The 12,469-nt window shown below is 72.9% G+C and carries 7 protein-coding genes; all 7 read right to left on the reverse strand.

The features are described 5' to 3' along the window. Positions 1–37: 37 nt before the first annotated feature. Positions 38–1,282 (reverse strand): MFS transporter, encoded by a 1,245-nt coding sequence (locus MicB006_RS20735; protein ID WP_116508325.1) that lies wholly within the window; start codon positions 1,280–1,282, stop codon positions 38–40. Between the two features lie 9 nt (positions 1,283–1,291). Beyond that, complete coding sequence (locus tag MicB006_RS20740) at positions 1,292–2,110, reverse strand: polysaccharide deacetylase family protein (RefSeq protein WP_116508327.1); 819 nt, start codon at positions 2,108–2,110, stop codon at positions 1,292–1,294. Positions 2,111–2,226: 116 nt separating this feature from the next. Further along, positions 2,227–5,472, reverse strand: coding sequence for an efflux RND transporter permease subunit (locus MicB006_RS20745; protein WP_116508329.1), 3,246 nt, complete (start codon positions 5,470–5,472; stop codon positions 2,227–2,229). 1,410 nt (positions 5,473–6,882) lie between these two features. Continuing rightward, positions 6,883–7,932: a threonine synthase gene (gene thrC / locus MicB006_RS20750; RefSeq protein WP_043328624.1), complete on the reverse strand. Its 1,050-nt coding sequence runs from the start codon at positions 7,930–7,932 to the stop codon at positions 6,883–6,885. 112 nt (positions 7,933–8,044) lie between these two features. Further along, entirely contained in the window at positions 8,045–9,349 is a 1,305-nt protein-coding gene (locus tag MicB006_RS20755) for a homoserine dehydrogenase (RefSeq protein WP_116508332.1), read from the reverse strand. Next, the gene (lysA, locus tag MicB006_RS20760) at positions 9,346–10,731 is read right to left on the reverse strand and encodes a diaminopimelate decarboxylase (protein ID WP_116508334.1); all 1,386 of its coding nucleotides are present in this window, start codon (positions 10,729–10,731) and stop codon (positions 9,346–9,348) included. The genes MicB006_RS20755 and lysA overlap by 4 nt, the downstream gene beginning before the upstream one ends. A gap of 59 nt (positions 10,732–10,790) precedes the next feature. Then, positions 10,791–12,458 carry an arginine--tRNA ligase gene (gene argS / locus MicB006_RS20765; protein WP_116508335.1) on the reverse strand — a complete coding sequence of 556 codons (1,668 nt, stop codon included), beginning with the start codon at positions 12,456–12,458 and terminating at the stop codon, positions 10,791–10,793. Between the last annotated feature and the right edge of the window lie 11 nt (positions 12,459–12,469).

The raw sequence follows: 12,469 nt of genomic DNA on the forward strand, positions 1-12,469 counted from the left end.
AGCCCGGCCGGACCGCCCGGACCGTGGGACCGGCGGGTCAGCCGGTGCGCTCCGGGGTCGGCGTGTCGACCGGGTCGGTGAGCGAGAGCCGCCGGGTCGCGAACCGCCAGCCGAGCGCGTAGACGACGGTGACCAGGCCGCAGCCGGCCAGCACGGTGCGCTCGTCCACCCGGTCCACCACGAGCGCCACGACCAGCTGGCTCACCGCGATGGCGAGCGTGGCCAGCATCATGTCGGTGGCGAAGACCCGGCCGCGCAGCCGGTCCGGCACCTCGCCCTGCAGCGCGTAGTTGGACAGCACCCAGTTGCTGCCGCCGCCCAGGTGGGCCAGGAAGACCAGGATCAGCACGAGCGGGAACCAGGACACCGCCGAGGCGCCCAGGTAGGCCAGGCCGTACAGCGACATGGACAGCGCCAGGCCGGTGAGCAGCCAGGCCCGGTTGCTGAGCACCCGGCGCATCAGGATCGGGCCGACCAGGGCCCCGGCGCCCCGGGCGGCGAAGAGCAGGCCCGCGCCGACCGCGCCGACGCCGTACACGCCGGCGAGCAGCGGGAAGACGGTCAGCACCCCGTTGCCCAGGCCGACCGCCGACTTCACGGTGACCAGCGCGAGCACGCGCGGGCGCTGGGCGATGTAGCGCAGCGCCTCCCGGATCGCCGCCCAGGTGCGCGGCACCGCGGCCGCCGGGTCGCGCGGCGCCTGCAACGGCCGGCGGATCGACGCGGCCAGGAAGAAGGCGGCGAGCAGGCCCGCGGCGGCCACCCAGAAGCTGACGTACGGGCCGGACGCGGCGCTCAGGATGCCGCCGAGCGAGGCGCCGACCACTGTCATCGTGCCCCAGGCCGAGCCGGCGACCGCGTTCGCCGCCGCCAGGTCCGCCGGGTCGACCACGTTCGGCAGCGCGGCCTGGGCGGCCGGCGAGTAGAACGCCTTCGCCACCGCCACCAGCGCGATCGCCGCCAGCGCCAGCCAGGCCGTCCCGGAGCTGCGCACACCGAGCAGCAGCAGGACACCGGCCAGGGCGGCGACGTTCGCCCCCATCATCACCTTGCGGCGGTCGAACCGGTCGGCCACGGTCCCGGCGTACGGCAGCAGCAACGCGGTGGTGCCGGTGTCCACGGCCAGCACCAACGCGCCCCACACCCCGCTGCCGGTCAGTTCCGGCAGCAGCACCAGCAGCGGCACCATGACGAACCAGTCCGCGCCGAACACCACCAGCTCGGCGATGAACAGATGGCGGAAGTCGCGGTTGCGGACGAGGACGGAGAGGGTGGGCGACACGCGGGCACCCTATCGGGCCGCTCCCCCGCCGGCAGCTCGGCGCAGCAGGTCGGAGACCGTGACGAAGGTGTATCCCCGGGCCCGCAACCCGTCGATCATGTCGGGTAGGCCGCGGAGCGCGACAAGCCGCCGGTCGTCGCCCACGTCGTGCCCGAGCACGATCGTGCCGGGGCGTACGTCGGCCACGATCCGCCGGGCGTGCCCGGCCGGGTCGTGCGGGAACTCGCTCTCGACCATCTGCAGCGTCCAGAGCACCAGCCGGTAGTCCAGGCGGGCCGACGCGTACAGCACCGCCCCGCCCAGGTGCCCCCAGGGCGGGCGGAGCAGGCGCGGGGGCGATCCGGTGGCCGCCGCGATCGCGTCGTGGCTGCGGCGCAGGTCGTCGTAGACCGTCGCGGCGTCCATCCGGGCCAGGTCGCGGTGCGCCCAGCTGTGGTTGCCGACCTCGTGGCCGTCCATCCGGCCCCGGACCAGCGGGGCATGCCGGCGCGCCCGCTCACCGACCAGGAAGAAGGTGGCCGGCACCCGGTGCTCGGCCAGCGTGTCCAGCACCATCGGCGTCCACTGTGGGCGAGGGCCGTCGTCGAAGGTGAGCGCCACCAGGGGTTCGTCGGTGCGTACGCCCCAGAGGACCTGGACCCCGCCGCGGCCGACGTCCTGGTGGCCGTTGCCGAGGGTGGCGCTGGCCGGCCCGCCCGCCAGCGGGAGCCGGCGGTCGGCCACCCAGGTGCTCTCGACAGTGGCGGCCGAGCCGAGCGCGGCGCCACCGAACAGCAGCGCGGACCGGCGCAGCACGGTACGCCGATTCCACCGGCCCGCGACCCCCATCGCGCCCCCGCACCCCACGTAGGCATCAGCTCACCGAGCGTACCGCCGGACAGGGGTCCGGTGTGTCCCGTGCGCCGAGGTGTCGGGAGGGGCCGCGCGGGCCCCTCCCGACCCCGTCACTCGGTGGGGGGAAGCGGGGAACGACGCGTCTTGGGCAGGCGGAGCACCTCGAACTGGTCCGTACCGTCGATCAGCGCGCCCGACGGGCGGGCCGGCGGCGGCGCGACCCCGGCTCGCTCCTCGGCCCGCTCCTCGCCGCCGCCGACCGGCACCGGCACCGGATCGGCCGTCGGCCCCGGCTCGACCGGCTCCGGGGTGCCCCGGCGCCGGGCCCGGAACGAGCCCTTGGTGTGCTCCACCATCGTGTAGAGCGTCGGCACCAGCACCAGCGTCAGCAACGTCGAGCTGAGCAGGCCGCCGATCACCACGATCGCCAGCGGCTTGGAGATGAAGCCGCCCTCGCCGGTCAGCCCCAGCGCCATCGGCAGCAACGCGAAGATGGTGGCGACGGCTGTCATCAGGATCGGCCGGAGCCGGCGGCGACCACCCTCGACCACGGCCTCGGTCACGTCCATGCCCTGGGCCCGGTACTGGTTGATCAGGTCCAGCAGCACGATCGCGTTCGTCACCACGATGCCGACGAGCATGAGCACGCCGATCAGCGCCGGCACGCCCAGCGGCGTACCGGTGACCAGCAGCAGCCCGATCGCCCCGGTCGCCGCGAACGGCACCGAGATCAGCAGGATCAGCGCCTGGGTCAGGCTGCGGAACGTGGCCACCATGATCAGGAAGACGATCGCGATGGCGGCCAGCACCGCGAGACCGAGGTCCGCGAACGCGTCCGCCTGGTCGGCGCTGACGCCGCCGATCTCGTACGTGGCGCCCGGCACGTCCAGCGCGTCCAGCCGCTTCTGCAGCTCCTGCGTGGTGGCGCCGAGGTTCGAGCCGGTCGCCGTGCCGGTGACCGAGACGCTGCGCTCACCGTCGATCCGGGTCACCTGCTGCGGGCCCTCGACCTGGTTGACGTCCGCGATCGCGTCCAGCGGCACCGCGCCGACCGGCAGCGCCCGCAGCTCCTCCACCGTCAGCGGCGGCCGGGCGCCGCTGCTCAGGACCACGGTCTGGGCCGTGCCGTCGAGCGTGACCTGGCCGAGCGGCGCACCCCGGTACGTCTGCGCGACGAGCTGCCCGACGGCCGCCTCGGTGAGCCCGGCGCGGGCCGCGGCCAGCCGGTCCACAGTCACCTCGACGCGCGGCACCTGGGTGGCCAGGCTGGTGGTCACGTCCTCCACGTCCGGCGTGTCGGCCATCGCGGCCCGTACCGCCTCGGCGGCCCGGGTCAGCGTCTCCTGGTCGGCGGCCTGCACCACCACCTCGACCTGGTTGGCGGAGGCGTTCTGCCCGCCGCCGAACGTCAACTCGCCGACCTCCGGGCCGAGCGCGTCGAACTCCTTGCGCAGGCCCTGGCGTACCGTCGCGGCGTCCGTGTCGTCGGAGAGCGACAGCGACCAGGTGGCCCGGTCGCTGCCGCCGCCGGCGAACGGATTGTCGCCACCGCCGGCGCTGACCTGGTAGGTCTCCACCCCGCGGGTACGCCGCAGCACCTCCTCGATCCGCGCGGCGGCCCGGTCGGTGCCGGCGAGCGAGGTGCCGGCCGGCATGTCCTGCCGGATGGCGAGCGTGTCCTGGCCCGAGTCGTCCAGGAAGTTCGTCTCCAGCTTCTGCGCCAGCCCGAACGTGCCCAGCAGCACCAGCAGGCCCAGACCGACGGTCGCCCACCGGGTCTTCCGGGAGCGGGTGGCGAAGTCGATCACCGGCAGGTACGCCCGCTGCAACGGGTTGCGCAGCTCCTTCTCCTCGGCGGCCCGCCGGGCGGCGGCGTCGTCAGCGCGGCCGCGCGGCCGCAGGAACCAGTACGCCAGCACCGGGATGACGGTCAGCGACACCAGGAGCGAGGCGAGCAGCGCCACCGTCACGGTGATCGCGAACGGAGCGAAGAGCTGCCCGACGAAGCCGCCCACCAGGGCGATCGGCGCGAACACGGCCACCGTGGTGAGCGTGGAGGCGGTCACCGCGCCGGCCACCTCGCGTACCGCGGTGAGGATGGCGTCCCGCTTCGGCTCGCCGTACTCCAGGTGCCGTTTGATGTTCTCCAGCACCACGATGGAGTCGTCCACCACCCGCCCGACCGCGATGGTCAGCGCGCCCAGGGTGAGCAGGTTCAGCGAGTAGTCGCCGGACCAGAGCACGATCAGCGCGACCAGCACGGACAGCGGGATGGAGACCGCGGTGACCACCGTGGAACGCACCGACAGCAGGAAGACCAGGATCACCACCACCGCCATGACCAGGCCCAGCAGGCCCTCGGTGGTCAGGCTCTCGATGGACTTCTCGACGAACGGGGCCTGGTCGAAGACCACAGTCAGCTCGGCGTCCGCGGCGGCGCCCAGCTCGTCCAGCCGGTCCCGGATCTCGTGCGAGATCTCCACCGCATTGCCGTCCGGAGCGGCCGTCACCGCGATGCCGAGGCTGGGCTTGCCGTTGGTACGGGTCAACGAGGTCGCCGGCGCGAGCTGCTGCTCCACCGCCGCGACGTCGCCGAGGCGTACCGGGGCGGCGGGCGCCGTGGTGAGCACGATGCCGCGCAGGTCGTCGAGCGTACGGATCGGCGTGCCCACCTGCACCGGCAGCGACCGGTCACCGTCGGCGAGCGCGCCCGCCGGCACCGCAACGCCGTTGCTCTTGAGCGCCGACGCGATGGCGGTCGGCGCCACCCTGGCGGCGGCGAGCTTCGCCGCGTCGGGGGTGATCGTCACGACCTGGTTCCGGGCGCCGGTGACGTCCACCGAGCGGACGCCGTCCAGCGCCTCCAGCTCCGGCACGACGGCGGTGCGCAGCTTCTCCGCCAGCGCCCGCTCGTCACCGTCACCGGTCGCGGCGACCACCACGGCGGGCAGATCGTCGGTGCTGCCGGCGATCACCTGCGGATCGACGCCCTCGGGGAGCTGGGCGTCGATCCGGTTGAGCGCCGTCTCCATCTTGTTCGCGACGTCGTCCAGGTCGGTGCCGAACTCGTACTGCACCTGGACAGTGGCCGAGCCCTCGCGGGAGGTCGAGGTGACCTTGTCCAGGCCCGGGATGCCCTTGAGGCTGTTCTCGATCGGCTCGGCGACCTGGGACTCGACGATCTCCGGCGCGGCGCCCGGGTACGTCGCCACGATGAACGCGGCGGGAAACTCCAGCGACGGCAGGAGCTGCTGCTTCAGCGACGGCACGGCGAACAGGCCGAACGCCGTCGTCACCAACGCGACGAGGGCGATCAGGCCCCGGTTGGCGAGACTGAATCTGGCGAGCAGCGACATCGGCGTTATTCACTCCTGAAGAGGGGTTTGCGGGGCCCTGAGTCTGCCGCACGCCCCGACACTCCCGGCATCCGCCCCAGCCGATGACATTGCCGCCCTCGGGGTCGCCCGCGCCCGCCTTGATCGACTCCACCTCGCCGGGGTGGCTGCGTCCCACGCGCCCCGATCCCGCCACCTCCCCGAGCTGGAGTAGATCAAGGTTCGATCCGGAGGCGCGGACACGCGAGGCGGGCGGGGATGCCCTCGTCGGGCCGACCCGCAAGCGCGGACACGCGAGGCGAGCGGGGATGCCCTCGTCGGGCCGACCCGCAAGCGCGGACACGCGAGGCGAGCGGGGATGCCCTCGTCGGGCCGACCCGCAAGCGCGGATGCGCGAGGCGGGCGGGATGCCCTCGGGCCGACCCGCCACCACCCGACCCTCGGGTGTGGCCACCTTGCCCCACCTCAACCTGCCCGCCCGGGCACTCGGCCCCCGCCCTCACCGTTGATCCACTCCACCTCGCCGAAGTGGCTGCATCCCACCCGCTCGGATCCCGCCACCTCCCCGAAGTGAAGTGGATCAAGCTCGGGGATGCCACCACCTCCCCGAACTGGTGTCGGAAGAGCACGCCTGCCAGGGCGAGGGGCCCCACGCGCTGTTGCGTGCCGGTTGTGGAAGCACGGGAGCGAGGCGAAGTGCGGTCGGCGAGGGCGGGGGCGGGGGCGGGTGGGATGCAACTGTCAGGTCGGCCTGACACCACTCGGCACCCGATGCGGCGGCATGGCCGCCCCACCCACCTCGCTCGGCCTGCCCGCCCGCGCACATCGCTTCCGGCCACGAGCCCACCCTTGATCGACTCCACTTCGCCGAAGTGGCTACTTCCCGCCCACCCCGACCCCGCCACCACCCCGAACTGGAGTGGATCAAGGAAGGGGACTCCACCACCTCCCCGAACTGGAGTCGATCAAGTGCGGAGGAGGCCGCCACTGTCCCAAAGTGGCATGGATCCGGGAGGGGAACCGCCACTGTCCCAAAGTGGCATGGATCCAGGAGGGGGATGCCGCCACGTGCCCCGAAGTGGCCTGGGTCAGGGAGGGGAATGCCGCCACGTGCCCCGAAGAGGCGTGAGTCAGGGAGGGGGATGCCACCACCTGCCCCGAAGAGGCGTGGATCAGGGAGCGGGATGCCGCCACGTGCCCCGAAGAGGCGTGGGTCAGGGAGAGGACTGCCGCCACGCGCCCCGAAGAGGCGTGGATCAGGGAGCGGGATGCCGCCACCTCCCCGAAGTGGCGGCGATCAGGGCGGAGAAATCCCCAAGAAATGAGGTCCGGGAGGGAAGCGCGGAGGCCCCGTGAGGTCCAGCGAGTGCGTCACCAAAGGGCCCCGGAAGGTGTGAACCGGGCCGGGGAGCGCCGCAGGAGACGGAGAGATCAGACCAGGTCGAGGGAACGCGCGGCGGCCAGCGCGTCGTTGGCGATGGTCACCGGCGCGGGCGCGGTCGAGATGGCCCACTCCGGGTCCTTCAGGCCGTGCCCGGTGACCGTGCACACCACCCGCGAACCGGCCGGCACCTTGCCGGCGGCGGCCTGCTGGAGCAGGCCGGCGACGCTCGCCGCGCTGCCCAGTTCCACGAAGACACCCACCTCGCGGGCCAGCAGACGGTACGCCGACAGGATCTCCCGGTCGGTGACCGCCGAGATCAGTCCGCCGGAGGCGTCCCGCGCGTCGAGGGCCTTGGTCCAGCTCGCCGGGTTGCCGATCCGGATGGCGGTGGCGATCGTCGACGGCTCCGGCACCACCTGACCGGTGACGATGGGGGCCGCGCCGGCGGCCTGGAAGCCGTACATCCGGGGGGCCTTCGTGGCGTTGCCGTCGCGCAGGTCCTCGGAGTAGCCCATCCAGTACGCGGTGATGTTGCCGGCGTTGCCGACCGGCAGGCAGTGGATGTCGGGCGCGTCGCCGAGCGCCTCGACGATCTCGAAGGCGGCGGTCTTCTGGCCGTGCAGCCGGTCGATGTTGACGGAGTTGACCAGCGCGACCGGGTAGTCCTGGGCGAGCTTGCCGGCCAGCCCGAGGCAGTCGTCGAAGTTGCCCTGCACCTGGAGCAGCTTCGCGCCGTGCACGAGCGCCTGCGCGAGCTTGCCCAGCGCGATCTTGCCCTGCGGCACCAGCACCGCGCAGGTGATCCCGGCGCGGGCCGCGTACGCGGCGGCGGAGGCGCTGGTGTTGCCGGTGGACGCGCAGATGATCGCCTTGTCACCGGCCTCGACGGCCTTGGAGACGGCGACCGTCATGCCCCGGTCCTTGAACGAGCCGGTCGGGTTGGCTCCCTCGACCTTGAGCCAGACGTCCGCGCCGACCCGGGCGGAGAGCACCGGCGCCGGCAGCAGCGGCGTGTTGCCCTCGTGCAGGGTGACGACGGGAGTCGCGTCGGTGACCGGCAGCCGGTCCCGGTACGCCTCGATCAGTCCCCGCCACATGTCGCGCTCCTCGCCTCTGTCGCCCCGCTCCGGGGCCTGCCAACAGCGTGGACCAGCCTGCCCGGCCGGCCACCGGCACACCCTGCCTTAACCATCAGGCGGGACGCGCTGGTTACGCGCCGCCCTCCACCCGCAGCACGCTCGTCACCGAGCGGACGATGTCCAGTCCGCGCAGCTCACGGACGGTGGCCGCGAGCGCGGCGTCGGGCGCGACGTGGGTGACGATAACCAGTTCCGCGTCGCCGCCGGCCGGTCCCTGCCGGACCGTGGCGATGGACACCTCGTGCCGGGCGAAGACGCCCGCCACCCCGGCCAGCACACCCGGGCGGTCGGTCACGTCGAGGCTGATGTGGTAGCGGGTGAGCGCCTCCCCCATCGGCCGCACCGGCAGGTCGGCGTACGCCGACTCGCTCGCCGCACGCACCCCGGCGAGGCGGTTGCGGGCCACCGCCACCACGTCGCCGAGCACCGCGCTGGCGGTCGGCGCGCCACCGGCGCCCCGGCCGTAGAACATGAGCTGCCCGGCCGCGTCGGCCTCGACGAACACCGCGTTGAACGCGTCGCCGACGCTGGCGAGCGGGTGGGTCAGCGGGATCATCGCCGGGTGCACCCGGACGTTCACCGTCTCCCGGCCCTCCGGGTCGACGCCCCGGGCGGCGATGCAGAGCAGCTTGATCGTGCAGCCCATGGCCTTGGCGCTGGCCACGTCGGCGGCTGTCACCTCGGTGATGCCCTCGCGGTGCACGTCGGCGGCGGTCACCCGGGTGTGGAACGCCAGCGAGGCGAGGATGGCGGCCTTGGCGGCGGCGTCGAAGCCCTCCACGTCGGCCGTCGGGTCCGCCTCGGCGTACCCCAGCTCGGTGGCCTCCTCCAGCGCCTCGGCGAAGCCGGCGCCGGTGGCGTCCATGGCGGAGAGGATGAAGTTGGTGGTGCCGTTCACGATGCCGGTGACCCGGGTGATCCGGTCGCCGTGCAGCGACTCGCGCAGCGGCCGCAGCAGCGGGATCGCCCCGGCGACGCTCGCCTCGTAGTAGAGGTCGGCGCCGCCCTCGGCGGCGGCGTCGTGCAGCGTGGCGCCGTCCTCGGCGAGCAGCGCCTTGTTGGCGGTGACCACGCTCTTGCCGGCGCGCAGCGCCTCGACCAGCCAGCCGCGGGCCGGCTCGATGCCGCCGACCACCTCGACCACCACGTCCACGTCGTCGCGTTTGACCAGCCCGAGCGCGTCGGTGGTGAACAGGGCCGGGTCGACCGGCAGGTCACCGCGGTCACGGCCGAGCCGGCGTACGGCGATCCCGGCGATCTCCAGCGGGGCGCCGATCCGGGCGGCGAGGTCGGCCGACTGCTCGTGCAGCAGTCGGACCACGTCGCTACCGACCGTGCCACAGCCGAGCAGCGCCAAGCGAACCGGTGAGGTCATCCCACATCCAATGCCAGCAGGTCGTCTTCGGTCTCCCGGCGGACGATCAGCCGCGCTCGACCGTCACGGACGGCGACGACCGGGGGCCGCGGGACATGGTTGTAGTTGCTGGCCATGCTCCGGCAGTACGCCCCGGTGCCGGGCACCGCAACAAGATCTCCGGGCTGCACGTCGGCGGGCAGGAATTCATCCTTCACCACGATGTCCCCGGACTCACAATGCTTTCCCACCACGCGGGCGAGCATCGGCTGCGCGGACGACGTGCGATTCGCCATCGTTGCCGAGTACGAGGCGTCGTAGAGCGCGGTACGGATGTTGTCGCTCATCCCGCCGTCCACGCTCACGTACGTGCGCAGGCCGTCGACGTCCTTGACGGTCCCGACGCCGTAGAGCGTGAACACGGCCGGGCCGACGATCGCGCGGCCCGGCTCGACCGACAGGTGCGGCACGGCGAGGTTCTCCGCCGCGCACTCCCCGTCGACGATCTTGCGCAGCCGCTTCGCCAGGTCGTGCGGCGACGCCGGGTCGTCCTGGGTGGTGTACGCGATGCCGAACCCGCCGCCCAGGTCCAGCTCGGGCAGCTCCACGCCCCGGGCGTCGCGGATCTGCGACTGCAGGGCGAGCACCCGGCGGGCGGAGACCTCGAAGCCGCTGGCGTCGAAGATCTGCGAGCCGATGTGCGAGTGCAGGCCGCGTAGCTCCAGCACGTCCTCGTCGAGGATCTTGAACGCGGCCGCGGCGGCGGCCCCGCCCGCGAGCGAGAAGCCGAACTTCTGGTCCTCGTGCGCGGTGGCGATGAACTCGTGGGTGTGCGCCTCCACGCCCACGGTGACCCGGACCAGCACCTTCGGGCGTACCCCGCGCTCGCGGGCCAGCTCGGAGAGCCGGTCGATCTCGGTGAACGAGTCGACGATGATCCGGCCCACCCCGGCGTCGACCGCCCGGGTCAGCTCGGCAACAGACTTGTTGTTGCCGTGGAAGCCGATCCGCTCCGCCGGCATCCCGGCCGACAGCGCGGTGGCCAGCTCACCGCCGGTGCAGACGTCGAGGAACAGGCCCTCCTCGGCGATCATCCGGACCACCGCGCGGCAGAGGAACGCCTTGCCGGCGTAGTAGACGTCCGCGTCCGGGAAGGCCGCGCGGAACTCGCGGCAGCGCTCGCGCAGGTCGTCCTCGTCCAGCACGTACGCCGGGGTGCCGTACTCGGCGGCCAGGTCGCGGACGTCCAGGCCCGCTACGGTCAGCGCGCCGGCGGGGCCGCGCGCGACGTTGCGCGGCCACAGTTGCGGCACCAGGGCGTTGACGTCGACCGGGGGACGCAGCCAGGCCGGCCCCCGGCTGCCGATCTCGCCGTGCAGCGCTCCTGCCTCGTGAGCCCGCATCTACTCGTCTCCGCTTCGCGACTGCGGGGCTCGCAAGCTCACTCCTCGCGCTCGCATGACTACATCCTCTCCGGCGCGGACACCCCGAGCAGGCGCAGGCCGTTGGCGATGACCACCCGGGTGGCGTCGTTGAGCCAGAGCCGGGCCCGGTGGGTGTCGGTGATCTTCTCGTCGCCCTGCGGGGCGATCCGGCAGTTGTCGTAGAACCGGTGGTACGCCTGCGCGACGCTCTCCTCCAGGTAGCGCGCCACCCGGTGCGGCTCGCGCAGCTCGGCGGCGGTGGCCACCACCGCGGGGAACTCGGCGAGCGCCTTGAGCAGCTCGTTCTCCTTGTCGTGGCCGAGCAGCTCGGGCTGGAACGCGGCGGCGTCACCCCGGGTCAGCCCGATCTCGGCCGCGTTGCGGGCCACCCCGGCGGTCCGGGCCGCGACGTACTGGACGTAGTAGACCGGGTTGTCGTTCTTGGCCCGCGTCCACAGCTCCACGTCGATGTCGATGGGCGAGTCGGCCGAGTAGCGGGCCAACGCGTACCGGGCCGCGTCCACGCCGATCGCGTCGACCAGGTCCTCCAGCGTGACCACGGTGCCGGCCCGCTTGCTCATCCGCACCGGGGCGCCGTCGCGGACCAGGTTGACCAGCTGGCCGATGAGGATCTCCAGGTTGCGCGCCGGGTCGTCGCCGAAGCAGGCCGACATCGCCTTCATCCGGCCGATGTAGCCGTGATGGTCCGCGCCCAGCATGATCACGACCCGGTCGAAGCCGCGCTCCCGCTTGTTCAGGTAGTAGGCGCAGTCGGCGGCGAAGTACGTCCACTCGCCGTTGGACTTGCGCAGCACCCGGTCCTTGTCGTCGCCGAACTCGGTGGTGCGCAGCCAGGTCGCGCCCTCGGACTCGAAGACGTGACCCTGCTCCCGCAGCCGGGCCAGCGCCGCGTCCAGCGCGCCCTGGTCATGCAGGTCCTTCTCGTTGAAGTAGGTGTCGAACTCCACCCCGAAGTCGCGCAGCGAGGACTTGATCTCGGCGAACATGAGCTGGACGCCCTCGGTCCGGAACACCTCCTCGGCGGCGTCCGGCGTGAGGTCGAGCACGTCCGGCCGGCGACGGACCACCTCGGCGGCGATCTCCGCGATGTACGCGCCGCCGTAGCCGTCCTCCGGCGCGGGCTCGCCCTGCGCGGCGGCCAGCAGCGAGCGGGCGAACCTGTCGATCTGGGAGCCGGCGTCGTTGAAGTAGTACTCCGTGCCGACGTCGGCGCCGGTGGCGCGCAGCAGACGGCTGAGCGCGTCGCCGACCGCCGCCCAGCGGACCCCGCCGATGTGCACCGGGCCGGTCGGGTTCGCCGAGACGAACTCCAGGTTGATCCGCTGCCCGGCGAGGGTGTCGCTGCTCCCGTACGCCGGGCCGGCCTCGACGATGACCTTGGCGAGCTGGCCGGCGGCGGCCGCGTCGAGGCGGACGTTCAGGAAGCCCGGCCCGGCGATCTCCACCGATTTGATCCCCGGCGCCTTGGCCAGCTCGTCGGCCAGCGCGGTGGCCAGCTCCCGCGGCGGTACGCCGACCTTCTTGCTGAGCTGCAGCGCCAGCGTCGAGGCGTAGTCGCCGTGATCCGGATTACGGGGTCGCTCGACGGTGGTCTGCGCGGGCAGCGCGGCGCGGTCCAGCCCGCGCTCGTCGAAGACGGCGTGGGCTGCGGCGAGGACGACCTCGGCGAGTTCTGCGGGAGTCACTGATCCATGTT

Origin of the sequence: Micromonospora sp. B006 (genome assembly GCF_003408515.1) — a bacterium.
Taxonomy (GTDB): Bacteria; Actinomycetota; Actinomycetes; order Mycobacteriales; family Micromonosporaceae; genus Micromonospora; species Micromonospora echinospora_A.